This window comes from Constantimarinum furrinae, assembly GCF_014295415.1.
GTDB lineage: Bacteria > Bacteroidota > Bacteroidia > Flavobacteriales > Flavobacteriaceae > Constantimarinum > Constantimarinum furrinae.
In genome coordinates, this window is sequence record NZ_CP052909.1 from 52,082 (window position 1) to 69,793 (window position 17,712).

Consider the following 17,712-nt stretch of genomic DNA (forward strand, 5'->3'; position numbering starts at 1 on the left):
TAACGTAGAATTAAGGTCTTTTGTATGAGAGTTGATAAATATTTATGGTGTCTTCGGTATTACAAAACCAGGAGTATTGCTACCAGGGCATGTAAAAAAGGCGCAATTAAAGTCAACGGAGATACTGTAAAGCCTTCCAGAGATGTTTTTCCTGGAGATTCAATCACACTGCGCAAAGAGCAGATCAACTATTCTCTGGAGGTCATCAACGTACCGGAATCCCGCCTTGGAGCAAAACTGGTAGATCTTTACCGAAAAGATACAACTCCTAAGGAGGCTTTTCAGAATAAAGAATTACTCCAATTTGCCAAAGATCACTATCGAAAAAAAGGAGTAGGCAGACCCACGAAGAAAGACCGTCGGGATCTGGAAGATTTTACCGAAGGCGAAGAAGAATAATCCTTGGGCTAATTTGTATATTTGTTTAAAATTGTACTGTTTATGACGTCTACCAGCACCATTATTCTTGACAAAAAGAAGATAGCGCATACTATAAAGCGAATTGCGTATCAGATCTATGAAACCAATGTTTCTGAAAAGGAAGTCATTATAGCCGGAATTAAGGAAAACGGATATGTATTGGCGAAAAAATTAAAAAACCAATTGGAAGCAATATCCCCCTTAAAGGTAAATTTATGTGAAGTGCAAATAGATAAAAAGAAACCTACCAATCCAATTCGAACCTCTATAGCTGCTTCAGAATACAAAAACAAATCGGTAGTCCTGGTCGATGATGTTTTACACAGTGGGACCACCCTAATTTATGGAGTAAGGCATTTTCTCGATGTTCCTTTAAAACAATTTAAAACTGCGGTTCTCGTAGACAGGAATCATAAAAAATATCCCGTAAAAGCAGATTTCAAAGGTATTTCATTATCTACTTCCATTAGTGAAAACGTTTCTGTGATCTTTGAAAAAAATAACGATCGCGCAGTATTAGAATAATCTTGCTACAATGATTTCTACGATAGCATTAACGGGTTTACCATCGGTTTCAATCACAAGATCTGCCTGGTTGTAATAATGAGCTCTTTCAAAAAGGTGTTTGCGAATAAAATCCTTCAATGCTTCTTTACTTTCAAGATGAGCGATTAATGGACGGTGAGTTGTTTCTGAAAATAATCGATGAGTTAGTTCATCCAAAGAGGTTTTAAGATAAATGCTAATTACATCCTTTTCTAATTGAATAAAGCTGGAAGAATCTCCGTAACAGGGAGTTCCCCCTCCGGTGGCGAGAACCAGCTTGGGATCTTGTTGGATAATTTCCTTTAAAATTTCGTTTTCTTTTCTTCGGAACCAGATCTCTCCCTTTTCAGAAAAAAGATTGGAAATGGGCATTCCCGCGTTCTTTTCAATTTCATTGTCGAGGTCTAAAAAGCTATAATTCAATGTAGTTGCCAACTGTTCACCAACTACTGATTTCCCGCTTCCCATGTATCCCAAAAGAACTATTTTCATACTAAAGCTCCAGATTTTTATTGTTTTTTTATCCGATTTAAAATATTCCCAAATTTAATTTAATTATGCTTTGAAAAATAGATTTATTGATAGTATATTTGCACCCGCCAACGCAAAACACCGCGTGTTCCGCTTCGGCGGATTTGGATCGCTTTTAAAGCAAGACCTGGTAGCTCAGTTGGTAGAGCACCTCCCTTTTAAGGAGGTGGTCCTGGGTTCGAGCCCCAGCCAGGTCACAAAAAAGTTAAGCCCCGCGGTTTAGCTTTTTTTTTCGCCTTAAGGCTACTGTATTATCCACAGCAAAGCGACATAGGCAACACCTACCCGGGTGCTGGAATTGGTAGACAGGCATGGTTGAGGGCCATGTGTCCTTTGGGCGTGTGGGTTCAAGTCCCATCCCGGGTACAATGAGTCATCTATTATTTGGATGGCTTTTTTTTTCGCTGAAGTCAGCCCAAAGTCCGGGCGTGGCGACAGCTCAAAAATCGTAACTTTTTTATAACGATTTTTGAGAAGGAGCCGTATTTAATTTATATGTCCCTTCTAAATTTTAATGTTAGTAGAACGGAATTTTTAATTGCACTCTTTAGACCCCCTAACTTCCTAATTGATTCGCAGTCATCTATTATTTGGATGGCTTTTTTTTTGCGCTGAAGTCAGCCCAAAGTCCGGGCGTGGCGACAGCTCAAAAATCGTAACTTTTTTATAACGATTTTTGAGAAGGAGCCGTATTTAATTTATGAGTCCCTTCTGAGTTTTAATGTTAGTAGAACGGAATTTTTAATTGCACTCTTTAGACCCCCTAACTTCCTAATTGATTCGCAGTCATCTATTATTTGGATGGCTTTTTTTTGTGCTGAAGTCAGCCCAAAGACCGGGCGTGGCGACAGCTCAAAAATCGTAACTTTTTTATGACGATTTTTGAGCTGTCGCTACACATTTCAGTGGTATCATTGAAAAAATTCGAACTTTACCAATCAACACTCTTCCTGTTAAATAATATTTTGTTCAATTTATTGGCCATTTTATTAAACAGTGGTTTAATTTTAGTATTTTCCTTTTTTGAAAAATCTGCGAGAATGGGTGTAAAAACACAATTCAGTATTAAAGACCTTGAAAACCTTAGTAATGTAAAGGCTCATACCATTCGCATCTGGGAAAAACGTTATAACCTTCTTGAACCGGAGCGTACCGATACAAATATTCGTAAGTACAATCTCGAAAATCTAAAAAAACTTCTGAATGTCGCTTATTTATATGACCAGGGACATAAAATTTCTAAAATTGCCAAGCTCGAAAATTCAGAAATTCAGAAGCTCATTCAGAAGAATTCGATTAATGAAACAAATAGTCTCGCATTAAAGCAGCTCAAATCTGCGATGTTCGATTTTGATGACGACCTTTTTCAGTATACGTTTACAGAACTAAACAAAACAAAATCCTTCAGTGAGATCTTTAGTGAAGTGTTTTTGCCTTTGCTAAGTGATATCGGACTTCTATGGCAAACAGGGACGATCGACCCCTCTCACGAGCGATTTATTTCAGAATTGATAAAAAGAAAAGTCATTGTTGCCATCGATTCGCTGAAGACTCAACCGAATAAATCTTCATCACCGGTATTTGCGCTATTTCTCCCTATAGGTGAAATTCACGAGATTGGCTTATTGTTTACCAATTTTCAGCTGCTTTCACGCGGATTTAAAACAGTATATCTGGGAACTAACATTGGAATTGAGAGTCTAGTTCATATCACGAATCATTACAACCAAATCTGCTTTTTATCCTACTTTACGGTAAAACCCGATCTAATTGAAATTCGTAAATATTTAAGGGATTTCAACAAAAGGATATCTAAGGATGATCAACACCAGCTGTGGTTATTGGGAGCAAAAGTGAGAAAGTTTAGCGATCTCAAAACTCCACCAAATATTAAGATTATAGCAAATAACAAAGATTTCCCGGAACTATTAGAAACACTAAAAAAATCATAATTTAAAAGGGAAAACAATTTTTTGTTTAATTTTTAATTAAATTTGTTAAACAAAATGAAGAATATAGCTATTATAGGTTCCGGGTTTTCCTCGCTTGCGGCTGCCAGTTATCTGGCCAAATCGGGACATTTGGTCACTATTTATGAAAAAAATGATACCGTTGGGGGGCGCGCCAGACAACTTAAAAGAGATGGCTTCACGTTCGATATAGGTCCAACCTGGTACTGGATGCCCGATGTTTTTGAGCGATTCTTTGCCGATTTCAATAAAAAACCATCCGATTACTATACGCTTCAGAAATTAAATCCTGCCTATCAAGTCTATTTTAATCCTGGGGATTATATAACGATCGAAGATACACTTGATAAAATATGTCTCGCCTTTGAAAAGGAAGAACAAGGAAGTTCGGCCAAACTCAGAAATTTCATGAATCAGGCTTTGGATAATTATGAGATCGCTATCAAAGATCTCGTCTATCGCCCGGGTATCTCCCCTTTAGAACTTGTAACGCCGGTAACCGCTAAAAAGTTAGGGCAATTTTTTAGTACTATAAGTAAGGAGGTTAGAAAGGAATTCAAAAATCCCAGACTTATTGCTATCATGGAGTTTCCCGTACTTTTTCTGGGAGCCAAACCTTCGAATACACCCGCCTTTTACAGTTTTATGAATTATGCCGATTTCGGATTAGGTACGTTCCATCCCAAGAACGGTATGTATTCGGTAATAAAAGCAATGAAAAGTCTTGCAGAAGAACTTGGCGTGACCATTAAGGTCAATGAGAATGTTGAAAGGATCGTGGTTCAGGATAAAAAGGCCACCGGTATAATAAGTAACGGGGTCTCGATTCCAGCAGATATTGTATTAAGCGGAGCAGACTACCATCATACAGAAACGTTGCTTGAGCCCATGTACCGACAATATTCAGAAAGCTATTGGGAAAAAAAGACCTTTGCACCCTCAAGCCTGCTATTTTATGTAGGATTCAAGAAAAAACTTGAACATGTAGCACATCATACGTTGTTTTTCGATGTAGACTTTGAAGAACATGCAAAAGCCATTTACGACGAACCTGCATGGCCCGAAAAACCGTTGTTCTATGCCAGTTTTCCTTCAAAAACGGATGCTAATATTGCCCCTGAGGGTACCGAAGCCGGAATTTTTCTGATCCCCTTGGCACCCGGACTTACAGATATTCCCGAGCTGAGAGAGGAGTACTTTGAAATGATCATCGAAAGATTTGAAAAGCTTACCACCCAAGAGGTAAAAAATTACATTATATTTAAGGAATCGTTTTGTCTGAATGACTTTGTTTCGGATTATAACTCATACAAAGGGAATGCCTACGGTTTGGCAAATACCCTTATGCAAACGGCTTTTTTGAGACCGAAACTGAAAAGTAAAAAAGTGGGTAATCTCTTTTTTACAGGTCAGCTAACCGTCCCGGGACCCGGAGTTCCTCCGTCACTCATCTCTGGTAAATTAGCTGCCGGATTGATTGAAAAAGATATTTAACCGCTAAGAAAATGAAAGAAATTTTTGACACCGTATCGAAGAGTTGCAGTAAAGAGGTCACTAACACCTACAGCACCTCTTTTTCGCTTGCGACTAAAATGCTATCTCCCACCATCAGGCAGGATATTTACAATATTTATGGTTTTGTTAGGTTCGCCGATGAAATCGTAGATTCATTTCACGATTATAATAAGAAAAAACTTTTTAATGGATTTGAAGAAGATCTTTGGAGAGCAATAGAAGATAAAATAAGTCTGAATCCCATTTTAAATTCCTTCCAACATACGGTGCATAATTACGGAATTGAAAAACATCTAATTACTTCATTTATGGATAGTATGCGATTGGATCTCTCAAAAAGCACCTATCTTACCTCAAAAGAATTTGAAGAATATATTTATGGTTCGGCCGATGTTGTTGGACTCATGTGCTTAAAGGTTTTTGTAAAGGGAGACCGAGATAAGTATGAAGCCTTAAAAGAATCGGCCATGCATTTGGGTTCTGCATTTCAAAAGGTGAATTTTTTAAGAGATCTGAAAGCCGATTACGAAGGTTTGAATCGCTCCTATTTTCCGAACACAGATCTCGCCTCCCTTGATGAAATTTCGAAACAGGTTATCATCGCCGAAATTGAAGAAGATTTCAAGTTGGGATATAAGGGCATACTGCTTTTACCTAATGAAGCGAAGTTTGGCGTATTTATGGCGTACAGATACTATAAAAGGCTATTAAAGAAACTTTCTAAGACTCCGGCAATTGAAATTAAAAATGCCCGGATCCGCGTTCCCAATTACGAAAAATTCGGACTATTAACCCGTAGTTATGTAAAGTATCAATTAAATTTGGTGAAATAGATTTTAAAAGCAATTTATGACAACACTACTCTGGATATTGATCTTTGTTGGCACCTTCTGTATTATGGAATTTATGGCGTGGTTTACCCATAAATATGTAATGCACGGATTTTTATGGCATCTCCATAAGGATCATCATAAAAAGGATCACGGAAGCTGGTGGGAACGCAATGATTTATTCTTTATTTTTTACGCTGCAGTAAGTATTGCCTGTTTTATAGGTTGGCAGTACTATGGGTTTTGGGCAGGCCTCCCCATTGGTCTGGGAATTTTTGCCTACGGACTTACCTATTTCTTGGTTCATGATATATTTATACATCAGCGATTTAAATTGTTTCGCAATGCCAACAACTGGTACGCTAAAGGCATAAGAAGAGCGCATAAAATGCACCATAAACATTTGGACAGACAAAAAGGAGAATGTTTTGGGATGCTTTTCCCGCCATTAAAATATTTCAAAAAATAGTGCATGAAATATTTATACCTCTATTTAAATATAGGTTCATTTATAATTCCATTTATATTTAGTTTTCACCCTAAGCTTAAATTCTATAAAAAGTGGAGATCCCTTTTTCCTGCGATCGCTATCATGATGTTGATCTTCATTCCATGGGATGTTGTTTTTACAAATGGTGGTATTTGGGGTTTTAATGAAAATTATATAACCGGTTATAAGCTCCTAAACCTTCCGGTAGAAGAATGGCTTTTCTTTATTTGTATCCCGTATGCCTGTATTTTTACTCATTACTCCCTACATTATATTTTTCCGAAGTTTTCTTTCTCCGAACATATAACGCTACTTATACAGATAGCACTACTTACGACTATGATCGTATCCCTATGGTACTTTTACGACCGTTGGTATACCCTTGTCAATTTTACGTATACCATCATCCTACTCGGTTTAGTCTATAATAACAAACAAAAAATATTACGGGGCTTTTTCCCAACTTTCTTGGTCGTGCTACTTCCCTTCTTTCTCATTAATGGAATTCTCACCGGAAGTTTTATTGAAGAGCAAGTTGTATGGTATAATGACGCCGAAAATATTGGTTATAGACTTGGAACCATACCCGTTGAGGATACAATGTATGCCCTAGGGATGTTGCTCACTGTGTTGGTTTTCACTGAAATTCTCGAACAACGTAAAAGGATAAACTAGCGAGCCGACTCATCGCTTAACAATTGGTCCAACAGGCTGTGAAAAGCTGATGTGTTCCAATCTGCAACCCCCGTCTTGTCGACCACGATCTCCCCTGAGGCCGATAATAAATAGGTCTTCGGAATAGAAGGAACAGCAAAATAAGATGGTGGTTCTTCAATTTGAATGTACACGGGAAAAGTATATCCTTTTTTCTTCAGAAAATTACTGATCACTGAAGGGTTTTCTGAGGACACAAAATAAAATTGAACACTATTCCCGTAACGTTCATATAATCGTTGGAATGATGGCATTTCAACAATACAAGGCGGACACCAGGTAGCCCAGAAATTAACTAGACTTACCTTCCCTTCAGCCCTTTTAAAAGACACTATATCCCCCTGCGTTGATCTAAGGTTCCAGTCATAGTCTGATATGGTACTACGCTCATCTAATTCGACTTCCGAAGGGCTAAACGAAATTAATCGTTGTACAAATACCTGAATCGGGAGACGGGTTTGGGGAAAAGCAAGCAATGCTATTACCATTAAAATAACAATGTTGCTCCAATTTCTTTTAATATAGCTCATTTAATAAATTGAATTTTAATAGTACTGAATTAATTATTTCTCACAAAAGATAAGTAAGGATTTATTTCACCAAAACAAACTCAAAAATCGACTAAAAACATTTTTCATTAACTTTTATTTAACTTTTTTGTTAAATATTTAAGTATTTCATCGATTTTTTATGCTTTTTATAGATTTTATTAATAAATTTAAATGACTCCCCTGATTATAAACACAAATACAAAAAGTAATGAAAAGATCTATATTTTATCTTTTTCTTATCTTCAGCATTTCTGGGTTTTCACAAATAGGGATAGGAACAACTTCACCTTCAGCAAGTTTAGACATAAACGGTAATGTAAGAATCCGGTCCGTCAATCAGGATCCGGACACAGATGTTGCACGTGATTCGGTATTGGTTATTTCAAAAGACGGAACAGTAAATACCATGGAAGCAGTGAAAATTATCTCGGCTGCACTTCCCACCGCCGTGAAGGGCAATTTCTCAAGCTCGGGGCTCGTCAATCTTTCTTTGCTTTCAGGATCGCAAACCATTACCTTCGATAGTGAAGCATTCGATATGAACGACGAATTCGATCTCACTTCTCATACTTTTACTGCGAACAACGATGGCATCTATTCGGTATACGTACAGATAGAAGCCTCTAGTTCTCTTGGTATAGCCACTAATTTTGGTGTACAAATACTAAAAAACGGAACTGTAGAAAACAGAAACAGTTTCGCCAATGTGGGTATACTGGGAACCAACGCTACTCCTCCGGTACGGTCCTCTCAAACCTTACTTCAGTTAACAGCCGGCGACACCATCACTTTCAGGGTTGAAGGTGATATTGCCTTGGGAAGTGTCAATTTGTTAGGTACAGATCAAGATAGTTATTTTACCATCCATCAAATTCGCTAAATATGAATAAAAAAACCCCGATAAAACTATCGGGGTTTTAAATAAATACATCTGGGATTAGGCGTTCTGTTTCTTTATCAGATTTAATGCCGAGCCTTCACGGAACCAGGCGATCTGTGCATCATTGTAGGTATGATTCACTGTAATGGTATCCTTGCTTCCATCCTTATGAACCACTTCAATTGTGAGTGGTTTATTAGGAGTAAAGTCGGAAATATCAACAAAATTGAAGGTATCATCCTCCTGAATAAGATCGTAATCATTTTCATTCTTGAAGGTAAGCGCTAACATTCCTTGTTTCTTTAAGTTTGTCTCATGGATCCGGGCAAAGGATTTTACCAATACCGCAGCTACCCCAAGATGACGAGGTTGCATCGCTGCGTGCTCTCGCGAAGATCCTTCTCCATAATTATGATCTCCAACCACAATTGTCTTAATTCCATTTGCCTTGTATTCGCGTTGAGTATCGGGTACTCCTCCATATTCTCCGTTTAATTGGTTTTTAACGAAATTGGTCTTCTTATTAAACGCATTTACGGCACCTATTAGGGTGTTGTTCGCAATATTATCAAGATGCCCTCTAAATCGCAACCAAGGTCCGGCCATAGAAATATGATCTGTAGTACACTTTCCGAAGGCTTTAATTAATAGCTTCATTCCCTGTAATTCTTCATCTTTAATTGGCACGAATGGCTCAAGCAGTTGCAATCTTTCACTATTTGGAGCAACTTTCACATCGACGCTGCTTCCGTCGGCCTTTGGTTCAAGATATCCGTTATCCTTTACATCAAAACCGAGAGGAGGAAGTTCTATACCTTTCGGTATATCGAGCTTTACCTGCTCCCCGTCCTCGTTTAACAGGGTGTCGTTCATCGGGTCGAAATCGAGGCGGCCAGAAATTGCTATTGCTGCCACCATTTCGGGAGAACCAACGAACGCATGGGTATTCGGGTTTCCATCGGCTCGCTTCGAAAAGTTTCGGTTAAAGGAATGAACTATCGTATTCTTCTCATCACCTTTAAGATCGCTTCGGTCCCACTGACCAATGCAAGGACCGCAAGCATTTGTAAACACAGTGGCTCCTAGATTCTCGAATACATCCAGCAAACCATCCCGTTCTGCAGTGTAGCGAATCTGCTCCGATCCCGGATTAATTCCAAAATCACTCTTAGGCTTTAATTTTTTATCAATTGCCTGCTGCGCAATAGAAGCCGCTCGAGTAAGATCTTCGTAAGATGAATTGGTACAGGACCCTATTAATCCCCAATCCACTTTTATAGGCCAGTCATTAGCTCTTGCTTTTTCACCCAATTGTCCGACCGGGGTTGCAAGATCCGGTGAAAAAGGTCCGTTTAAATGAGGACGTAGCTCAGATAGGTTGATCTCGATCACCTGATCGAAATATTGTTCCGGGTTTGCATAAACTTCATCATCCCCGGTAAGATATTCTCGTATCTTGTTAGCTTCATCTGCAATTTCCTCGCGATCTGTTGCTCTCAAGAAACGCTCCATAGAATCGTCGTATCCAAACGTTGAAGTTGTCGCACCAATTTCGGCTCCCATATTACAGATAGTTCCTTTTCCTGTACATGACAAATTCTTGGCACCGGGTCCGAAATATTCAACTATTGCCCCTGTTCCGCCTTTTACCGTTAGAATTCCGGCCACTTTTAAAATAACATCTTTAGAAGCCGTCCAACCGCTAAGCTCTCCGGTTAATTTAACTCCAATGAGTTTCGGGAATTTAAGTTCCCACGCCATTCCTGCCATTACATCAACGGCATCTGCCCCTCCTACACCAATAGCTACCATTCCTAATCCGCCGGCATTTACCGTATGTGAATCGGTACCAATCATCATTCCGCCCGGAAAAGCATAATTTTCGAGTACTACCTGATGAATTATTCCCGCTCCGGGTTTCCAGAAGCCAATTCCGTATTTATTTGAAACCGACTCTAGAAAATTAAACACTTCATTACTGGTTTCATTTGCCCGCTTTAAGTCGGCGGCTGCTCCTTGTTTTGCTTGAATCAAGTGATCACAATGCGTGGTAGTTGGCACGGCAACCTTTGCTTTACCGGCCTGCATAAACTGTAATAGCGCCATTTGAGCCGTAGCATCCTGTAACGCAATTCTGTCGGGAGCAAATTCAACATAGTCCTTTCCTCTTGTGTATGCTTCGGTAGGTGTTCCATCCCAAAGATGACTGTATAATATTTTTTCTGCAAGAGTTAAAGGCTTCCCCACGATCTCCCGTGCTTTATCTACACGTTCGGCCATTTGAGAATACACTTGCTTGATCATGTTAATGTCGAATGCCATAGTTTTATTTTTTGTGTTAGAAAGGATTGCAAAACTACAAAAATTTATAATAATTTAAAAATACTCAACAAAATAAGCCTGTTTATGATTATTTTTTATTAAATATTAAATTTTATTGCGAATATTTATCAATCAGTCAATATCTGATAGAGATAATTACGAAATTAATAATTCATTTTTTTGCTTCTTCGGAAAAATGGTCTGTCACGGATATCCATCATCGGCTTCTCATAAATCCTAAACAATATATAGGATAATAATATAGTAATTACAATATAGGCCACAGAATAAATCAATCTTTGGGTAAACTCAAATTCTTCAATAGGTGCTATATGCCGCATTAATTGCAGGACGATCGAATAATGCAATAAATACATAGAATACGAAATGAGACTTATATAGGTAATAGGGATCGCAATTGTTTTTGAAGCCTCCTTAATCCCGGCCAACCACGGTAGCAGAAAAGCAATACTTATAGAAACCAATGGAAGATACAATACGTTCCAAAAGAATGGATAAGTTTCTATTCTCACATTAAACAAGGGTACGATGGCATGTAACACCAAAAATAAAACAATTCCCAATCTTAAGAATATCATTTTATTTTTCACCCAGATCTCAGTATAAACCAAAGAAATATAGGCGGCTAGTATTCCATAAGCTATGGCATCGATCCTATACAATGTTACGGCTTTTAAATGGCGGTTCCACATGGTCATACTAAGATTGCTTGTCCATTCATTATAGATGAGCTTGGTTCCGAAGAAAAACAAAATAATAAACAGGGTGACCCAAAGAAACAGTTTTCGTCTGGAAACCTTCAGAGGCAGTAAAAACAGTAAATACAATAAGAACGGCGTGAGTATATAGGCAAATTCCTCAATGGGTAAACTCCAAGATTCAGTAAAAAACACCGGCATTTTGTAGCTTGCATTCTGAAGAAAGAAAAAATATCTTCCTATAGTTTCGGGCAGCTCCCTCCCTATCCATAAGACAATCAATATGTTTATAACGAGTACCAAATAGTAGTTTGGCAATGTTCTAAACCATCGTCTCACTAAAAAATATCGGAATTCCGATAGCAAGAAGTCCTTATCGGTATAGATTCTGAATAAAATTCGTCCGATTAAAAAACCACTAAGTACAAAGAAAATTTCCACCCCCATCACACCCATTAACTCAATGATGCTTACCAAGGGCCCTTCAGCATCGGGAAAATTCCATAGAGCGTGCGAAAAAACCACACAAAGTATGGCAACGGTGCGCATTAGGTCCAGCCCAAAGATTCGGTTGTTTAAGTCTATCTTCAAATCATTTAAATCGCGAAGATGAAGTTACTAAATCTGAAGGGAACCTTGTAAATTAAATCTGATGAATCAAGTTTTTTTGAAATATTGCAGAATAAATATCACAATTAGAATGGCACATGCAATTAATGCGATAAATGTTCCAATAGCCAACAAATTTGGTGCGTTAACAGGACCAAGAGCCCAATGGAGTATTTTGAAAGTGGTTCCCGATAACATGAACATAAAGCCAATGAGAAAGAGTATAATGGGAATTAAGAAAGGTCGAAGTTTCACTAATAGAGGCTTGTAATTATTTCCTCAATACTGAGTCCTTCAGCTTCCGCCTTATAATTTTTAATGAGACGATGACGGAGGATTCCTATTGCAACTTTTTGAACGTCGGCAATATCGGGTGAGAACTTACCGTGAAGTGCTGCATGTGCCTTCGCTCCTAAAATTAAATTTTGTGAAGCTCTGGGCCCGGCACCCCAGTCTACATAATTACGAATAATTTCGGGGGCTGCCTGACTCTTGGGACGGGTTTTTCCAACCAAAGTTACGGCATATTCAACGACGTTATCTGCTACCGGTATCTTTCGGATGAGTTTTTGATAGCTAATGATCTCTTCCGAAGTAAACAACGGATCTACTGCAGCCACCTCACCGGTAGTGGTGGTCTTCACGACTTCAACTTCTTCTGAAAAAGAAGGATAATCCAGGTTAATAGCGAACATAAATCGGTCTAACTGTGCTTCAGGCAACGGATAGGTACCCTCTTGTTCTATGGGGTTTTGAGTAGCCAATACAAAATACGGAAGGTCGAGTTTGTAGTGATTTCCCGCTATGGTTACTGCACGCTCCTGCATGGCTTCTAAAAGGGCTGCCTGTGTTTTTGGAGGGGTACGATTAATCTCATCGGCTAGGATGATGTTCGCAAAAATTGGTCCTTTTATGAATTTGAATTCTCTGTTCTGATCCAGTATCTCCGATCCTAAAATATCACTAGGCATAAGATCTGGCGTAAATTGTATTCTTTTAAATTTGAGTCCGAGCGCTTCAGCCACCGTATTTACCAATAACGTTTTGGCTAGTCCGGGAACTCCAATTAGCAGTGCGTGTCCGCCAGAAAAAATAGAAAGCAAAACCTGCTCAACAACATCATCCTGTCCTACAATTACCTTCTTTATTTCCTGTCTAAGGGTGTTATATTTTAAAACGAGTTGTTCTACTGCTGCAACGTCTGACATAGTGATGTTGTTATTGTTTTACCCAATTACTAGAGAATTCACAATCCTTGTAATCTTCATTAACGTGAACGTATGTCTCCTTTATCTTTTTATCCTGCCATTTTTCGATAGCCCTAATCTTTTTCTCCTTTAGGGCAAGCTCCTGTATCTTTTCATAATCCTTTACATAGTCTGCAGGATGCTCATCATATCTATTTACCACAGTCAGAATCTTAAAAACACTTTTTCCTGTATAATCCCTGTCGGTGTAAACCTTCGAAACTTCACCTTTTTTGAGGTTATAGACCTGCGCACCGAGTGTAGGATCCATCTTTGTAAGATCGAATTTAGTATCTCCGGTCACCGGATTTACCAATTTACCCCCATTGTTTCTGGTTTCTTTTTCATCGGAATATGTTTTAGCCGCATCTTCAAAGGAAATATTCCCATCCACAATCTGCTGACGAATGGTCTCAACTTTACTTTTGGCTTCATCGATAGTACTTTGAGAAACCTGGGGGAACAAAATAATATGTCTTACATCAACTTCTTGTCCACGAATCTTATCTACATAGAGTATATGCCAGCCAAACGAAGTTTCAAAGGGTTCGCTTACCTCACCCTCCAATAACGAAAAGGCCATGTCCTTAAATTCCTTAGCGTAGGGAGAATTTCTTTTAATACCAGGGATGAGACCTCCTTTACTGGCACTTCCATCCTTAGAATAGAGTACGGCACGGGTTGCAAAGCTTGCTCCTCCTTCAACCACTTCGGCCCTGATCTCATTAAGCCTGTCGATTACTTCCTGTTCTGCTTTCTTTGTCACCTGTGGTTCGATCACAATTTGTGATACTTCAACTTCGGCACCAAAAATTGGGCGTTCATCTTCGGGTATCTTATAAAAGAACTCACGAACCTCTTCCGGAGTAATTTCTACCTCTTCGGTAATTTTTTGTTGCATTTCGGTAGCCAACGCCAAGGTTTTATTTACTTCAAATAGCTGCTGTCTCAATTCGGAAATACTCTCCTTGCGGTAGTATTCGGCAACTTTTTCTTCACTACCCAATTCACTTACCATATACTGAATTTGCTGATCAATACGTCCATTGATCTCTGCATCGGGAACGAGTAAACTGTCTAGTTTTGCGTGATGCGCATAGAGTTTATCCTCCATTAATTTTCCGAGCATCTGGCAACGGGAAATTTCATCGATCGCAACTCCCTGTTCTTTTAACTCAATATAACTTAGATCGATATCAAACTCAACAATGACATATTCACCGATCACAGAAGCTACCCCTTCGGCCTTAAATCTTTTAAATGGCTTAATCGTATCCTTAGCTACCGATGTATCAACAGAAAAAGATGAATTATTTTCTTTTGCAACACCAGCACTATCTACCGTAACCACATTTTGAGCAGTTATAGAATGTATTGAGAGGAAAAAGATCAGAAAACTATTGAGGAGTGTAAATTTCAAACTTTTTATTTTTAATTGCATCTTTTGTAATATCTGTTTCAAGTTTCTTTATAAGTTCCAGCTTTCTTTTATTGAGAATGATTTGCTCGATGGTAGGTTTCACAAACGAAAGCGGCGCAATATCATTGGGCTTTATAATATCTTCAATTTTCACCAAATATACTCCTAATGAGTCTTGTATCTGTGCAAAATTTGATTTTTTTAACACTTTATCTTCTTCTACGGCCAGAGCAGGCAGGGCCTCAAAAACAGTCTCCTTTTTAACCCAAATGGAATCGTTTAAGTTGAGCGCTTTAAACTGAATGCTTGTGGCAAGTAAATCCTGTTTATCCTCTTCATTAAATCGATTCAGTTTTTCTCGCGTAGCTGACAGATCAGAATAATTCTCCGGAAGATGAATATAACGCAACTTTAAAAGCTCATTGTTAAGTTTAAAATTATCTTTATACAATTCGTAATAATTCTGAAGTTCATCCTCTGAAACCGTTGTATCCAGTTGTTTTAGCACGATCGCATTTTTATAAGCTTCAGTATACAAGTCATTTTTGTATTCACTTACCAACTTATCATAGGAATCCAGCTTTTGCTGTGAGAGATTGATCTTTGCCTGATCAATAAGCAACTGTTGAGTTGCCCAACGATTAATAAAATTGTTTACAATAAGGATACTGTCTTCCGCGGAAGTATTTTGAGATATTAAATCCCGAATGTCCTTTTCATACAAATAACTATCATTTACCCGGGCAACAGGCACCTGCTCGGCTTCCTGCTTAAAATAATCGCACGAGACCAAAAATAACAACCCGAATATGGTGAGAAATAGCTTTGTCATTAAGATTCCAATTCCTTTTTTATTTTTTTAAGAGTTTTAGTATTGACCTCAACATTATATTTTTTACGAAGTGATTCGATCCATTGTTCTTCGAGAAATCTCTGATAATCACTCATTACTTTTCCTTTCACTTCATCAAGTGTTTTAGGACCGGCAGCTTTGATCTCACTAACCTTTATTACCACAAAGGACCCGTTGGACTCATAAATTGGTGAGACCCCTTTAACCGCAGTAAAATCTGAAGGCAATAATCGATCTCCTTCTTCGAACGTACCTTTTGTTCCAATGATCTTTACTTCGTCATCGGTATTCATCGACGCTTTAATTTCTTCCATGGTTTTACCGGCTTCAAGCATTTCTTGTACCGTTTTCGCCAATTGCCGATCCACCACCGAAATGATCTCTGCATTTACCCTTTGTTTCCAGAGATATGAGGACTCATTCTGTTTAAAATAGTTTTCTAAACCTGTAGTATCTTCTTTTGCCAAATTCCACACCTTGTCCTCCATTAACTCGAAAATAAGAAGACCATAACGATACTCACTAATGATTGCGGCGTACTCTTCATTTTCTTCTTCAAGCTTCTTCCTGAAATATTTTTTCAATTCTTCCGTCTCAAAATCATTATACAGTTCACTGATCATCATTGATTTCAATCGGGTATTTCGCATTCGCCCCTGTTCTCTTTCAATGTATGCGGCGAACTCGCTAAACATCACGTCATGGTCGCCAATAGTGAAGATCACTTTATCGGCCTTGGTTGGGAATGAGGCAGGCTTCCATTTTTTCGTTAATATTGAATCGGTGACATAATCATTAAAAAATCCTGAAAACGGAGCACCGTTCTCAAAACCATACCTGGCTTTAATTTTTTCATTAATCGCATTGGTTACGATCTTTGTGCGGTTCTCATCCTGCACACGCTTTTCCAGTTTTTCCCGCTCATCTTCAATCGATGGTATAGGGTGTATTTCGTCTAACCTAATAATATGCCATCCGAACTTAGATTGGATAGGTTCGGATATTTCACCGACCCTTTTCAGTTTAAACGCCGCATCTTCAAATTTTTTGGCGCTTACACCACCACGTCCAAATTTGCGTAACTTTCCATTATTTTTAACCGATCCTTTATCTTCCGAATATTGTTTTACCAAACTTTCAAACGACTCTCCCTGTTGCAGCATCGTGTAAATTTCATCTATACGCTGCTTAGGGTCGAAAGTACGACTGGCATCTTCCTTATCTGCGATCATTATATGGGAGACCGAAATATCCTCTCCTTTTTTATATCGGTCTAAAACCTTTATGATGTGATAACCAAACTGGGTTCTTACGATTTCTGAGATCTCTCCCACTTTGGTATTGTACGCCATGCTTTCAAAGGGATAAACCATTTGAAAGGCAGAAAATTTCCCTAAATAACCACCGGTGTTCTTTCCGCTGTTTTCTTCGGAATACGTATTAGCGAGCTCGGTAAAATCTTCTCCAGCAATGGCCTTTTCCCGAACCATTTTAATTTTATTGTAAGCCACTAAGGTATCCTGTGGCAGGTCATCATACTTGGAAAAAACCAAAATATGAGCTGCTTCTATTACTTCAAGACTTCTTTCATAAGCCTCCTTAACTAATTCGTCGGTCACTCTCGATTCGAAAAGGTAGTTTCGGGAAAGTTGTTCTTGATACTTGGAAAATTCACTTTTATAGGTTCGATTTTTATCAAGCTCTTCGGCATAGGCCTCGGCAATTTTAAGCTGATAATCTATAAAGAGGTCTAAATATCCGTCTACGCTTTTTTGAGATTCGTCCTGAACCAATTCAAGATTCTTTTTATATACTCTTTTAAAATCGGACGCATAGATCTCTTTACCGTCTATGGTTAAAAGCACATCTTTGTTTTTCTGAGCCTGAGTATTTACAATGTTTCCAAGAAAAACAATAAGCAACAGAATAATTTTATTCATTTCAATCAGATTAGATAATTTAGTATTGAAGTGTGGCAAAAATAACAAAAAGCAATGGTTTCACAAGTTAGATACTGAAACGTTTTTGCGCCAATAATAGTGTGGTAGAGCCGCATAAATTGAAGCAAAAAATATGTAACTTGCTTCTTTAATAA

16 protein-coding genes and 2 tRNA genes are annotated in these 17,712 nt (G+C 38.3%); 10 read left to right on the plus strand and 8 right to left on the minus strand.

The window, feature by feature from the left end:
- Nucleotides 1-24 precede the first annotated feature (24 nt).
- The gene (locus ALE3EI_RS00230; protein WP_186989660.1) at nt 25-399 is read left to right on the plus strand and encodes an RNA-binding S4 domain-containing protein; all 375 of its coding nucleotides are present in this window, start codon (nt 25-27) and stop codon (nt 397-399) included.
- Between the two features lie 42 nt (nt 400-441).
- Complete coding sequence (locus ALE3EI_RS00235) at nt 442-945, plus strand: phosphoribosyltransferase family protein (protein WP_186989662.1); 504 nt, start codon at nt 442-444, stop codon at nt 943-945.
- Here ALE3EI_RS00235 and ALE3EI_RS00240 read toward each other — a convergent pair.
- The gene (locus ALE3EI_RS00240; RefSeq protein WP_186989664.1) at nt 937-1,458 is read right to left on the minus strand and encodes a shikimate kinase; all 522 of its coding nucleotides are present in this window, start codon (nt 1,456-1,458) and stop codon (nt 937-939) included. The genes ALE3EI_RS00235 and ALE3EI_RS00240 overlap by 9 nt on opposite strands.
- Before the next feature lie 163 nt (nt 1,459-1,621).
- Between ALE3EI_RS00240 and ALE3EI_RS00245 the strand changes: the two genes are divergently transcribed.
- From ALE3EI_RS00245 to ALE3EI_RS00275, 7 genes are all read left to right on the plus strand, one after another.
- Nucleotides 1,622-1,694: transfer RNA gene (locus tag ALE3EI_RS00245), tRNA-Lys, on the plus strand.
- An 86-nt stretch (nt 1,695-1,780) separates the two neighbouring features.
- Nucleotides 1,781-1,863, plus strand: a tRNA-Leu gene (locus tag ALE3EI_RS00250).
- 674 nt (nt 1,864-2,537) lie between these two features.
- The gene (locus ALE3EI_RS00255) at nt 2,538-3,449 is read left to right on the plus strand and encodes a MerR family transcriptional regulator (protein ID WP_186989666.1); all 912 of its coding nucleotides are present in this window, start codon (nt 2,538-2,540) and stop codon (nt 3,447-3,449) included.
- Between the two features lie 54 nt (nt 3,450-3,503).
- The gene (locus ALE3EI_RS00260; protein ID WP_186989668.1) at nt 3,504-4,961 is read left to right on the plus strand and encodes a phytoene desaturase family protein; all 1,458 of its coding nucleotides are present in this window, start codon (nt 3,504-3,506) and stop codon (nt 4,959-4,961) included.
- Nucleotides 4,962-4,972: 11 nt separating this feature from the next.
- Entirely contained in the window at nt 4,973-5,815 is an 843-nt protein-coding gene (locus tag ALE3EI_RS00265) for a phytoene/squalene synthase family protein (RefSeq protein ID WP_186989670.1), read from the plus strand.
- 16 nt (nt 5,816-5,831) lie between these two features.
- Entirely contained in the window at nt 5,832-6,281 is a 450-nt protein-coding gene (locus tag ALE3EI_RS00270) for a sterol desaturase family protein (RefSeq protein WP_186989672.1), read from the plus strand.
- A gap of 3 nt (nt 6,282-6,284) precedes the next feature.
- Complete coding sequence (locus tag ALE3EI_RS00275) at nt 6,285-6,977, plus strand: lycopene cyclase domain-containing protein (RefSeq protein WP_186989674.1); 693 nt, start codon at nt 6,285-6,287, stop codon at nt 6,975-6,977.
- Here the strand turns inward: ALE3EI_RS00275 and ALE3EI_RS00280 are convergent.
- Nucleotides 6,974-7,546 carry a TlpA family protein disulfide reductase gene (locus tag ALE3EI_RS00280; protein ID WP_186989676.1) on the minus strand — a complete coding sequence of 191 codons (573 nt, stop codon included), beginning with the start codon at nt 7,544-7,546 and terminating at the stop codon, nt 6,974-6,976. The genes ALE3EI_RS00275 and ALE3EI_RS00280 overlap by 4 nt on opposite strands.
- Nucleotides 7,547-7,775: 229 nt before the next feature.
- Here ALE3EI_RS00280 and ALE3EI_RS00285 point away from each other — a divergent pair, with 229 nt between their 5' ends.
- On the plus strand, nt 7,776-8,447 hold the full coding sequence (locus ALE3EI_RS00285) for a BclA C-terminal domain-containing protein (protein WP_186989678.1): 672 nt from the start codon (nt 7,776-7,778) through the stop codon (nt 8,445-8,447).
- A gap of 57 nt (nt 8,448-8,504) precedes the next feature.
- Here the strand turns inward: ALE3EI_RS00285 and ALE3EI_RS00290 are convergent, their stop codons facing one another.
- The 6 genes from ALE3EI_RS00290 to ALE3EI_RS00315 all read right to left on the minus strand — a co-directional run bounded on the left by ALE3EI_RS00290 (nt 8,505) and on the right by ALE3EI_RS00315 (nt 17,557).
- A complete protein-coding gene (locus ALE3EI_RS00290; protein WP_186989680.1) occupies nt 8,505-10,769 on the minus strand; it encodes an aconitate hydratase in 2,265 nt (754 codons plus the stop codon).
- Between the two features lie 164 nt (nt 10,770-10,933).
- Complete coding sequence (locus tag ALE3EI_RS00295) at nt 10,934-12,079, minus strand: acyltransferase family protein (RefSeq protein ID WP_186989682.1); 1,146 nt, start codon at nt 12,077-12,079, stop codon at nt 10,934-10,936.
- Between the two features lie 272 nt (nt 12,080-12,351).
- Complete coding sequence (locus tag ALE3EI_RS00300; protein WP_186989684.1) at nt 12,352-13,305, minus strand: AAA family ATPase; 954 nt, start codon at nt 13,303-13,305, stop codon at nt 12,352-12,354.
- A 10-nt stretch (nt 13,306-13,315) separates the two neighbouring features.
- Complete coding sequence (locus ALE3EI_RS00305) at nt 13,316-14,764, minus strand: peptidylprolyl isomerase (protein ID WP_233279979.1); 1,449 nt, start codon at nt 14,762-14,764, stop codon at nt 13,316-13,318.
- On the minus strand, nt 14,742-15,596 hold the full coding sequence (locus tag ALE3EI_RS00310; protein WP_186989688.1) for a peptidylprolyl isomerase: 855 nt from the start codon (nt 15,594-15,596) through the stop codon (nt 14,742-14,744). The genes ALE3EI_RS00305 and ALE3EI_RS00310 overlap by 23 nt, the downstream gene beginning before the upstream one ends.
- Complete coding sequence (locus ALE3EI_RS00315) at nt 15,596-17,557, minus strand: foldase protein PrsA (protein ID WP_186989690.1); 1,962 nt, start codon at nt 17,555-17,557, stop codon at nt 15,596-15,598. The genes ALE3EI_RS00310 and ALE3EI_RS00315 overlap by 1 nt, the downstream gene beginning before the upstream one ends.
- Nucleotides 17,558-17,712: the final 155 nt, after the last annotated feature.

Coding starts and splice junctions, on each gene's coding strand:
- ALE3EI_RS00230 (WP_186989660.1), top strand. CDS start 25: ATGAGAGTTGATAAATATTTATGGTGTCTTCGGTATTACAAAACCAGG.
- ALE3EI_RS00235 (WP_186989662.1), top strand. CDS start 442: ATGACGTCTACCAGCACCATTATTCTTGACAAAAAGAAGATAGCGCAT.
- ALE3EI_RS00240 (WP_186989664.1), bottom strand. CDS start 1,458: ATGAAAATAGTTCTTTTGGGATACATGGGAAGCGGGAAATCAGTAGTT.
- ALE3EI_RS00255 (WP_186989666.1), top strand. CDS start 2,538: ATGGGTGTAAAAACACAATTCAGTATTAAAGACCTTGAAAACCTTAGT.
- ALE3EI_RS00260 (WP_186989668.1), top strand. CDS start 3,504: ATGAAGAATATAGCTATTATAGGTTCCGGGTTTTCCTCGCTTGCGGCT.
- ALE3EI_RS00265 (WP_186989670.1), top strand. CDS start 4,973: ATGAAAGAAATTTTTGACACCGTATCGAAGAGTTGCAGTAAAGAGGTC.
- ALE3EI_RS00270 (WP_186989672.1), top strand. CDS start 5,832: ATGACAACACTACTCTGGATATTGATCTTTGTTGGCACCTTCTGTATT.
- ALE3EI_RS00275 (WP_186989674.1), top strand. CDS start 6,285: ATGAAATATTTATACCTCTATTTAAATATAGGTTCATTTATAATTCCA.
- ALE3EI_RS00280 (WP_186989676.1), bottom strand. CDS start 7,546: ATGAGCTATATTAAAAGAAATTGGAGCAACATTGTTATTTTAATGGTA.
- ALE3EI_RS00285 (WP_186989678.1), top strand. CDS start 7,776: ATGAAAAGATCTATATTTTATCTTTTTCTTATCTTCAGCATTTCTGGG.
- ALE3EI_RS00290 (WP_186989680.1), bottom strand. CDS start 10,769: ATGGCATTCGACATTAACATGATCAAGCAAGTGTATTCTCAAATGGCC.
- ALE3EI_RS00300 (WP_186989684.1), bottom strand. CDS start 13,305: ATGTCAGACGTTGCAGCAGTAGAACAACTCGTTTTAAAATATAACACC.
- ALE3EI_RS00310 (WP_186989688.1), bottom strand. CDS start 15,596: ATGACAAAGCTATTTCTCACCATATTCGGGTTGTTATTTTTGGTCTCG.
- ALE3EI_RS00315 (WP_186989690.1), bottom strand. CDS start 17,557: ATGAATAAAATTATTCTGTTGCTTATTGTTTTTCTTGGAAACATTGTA.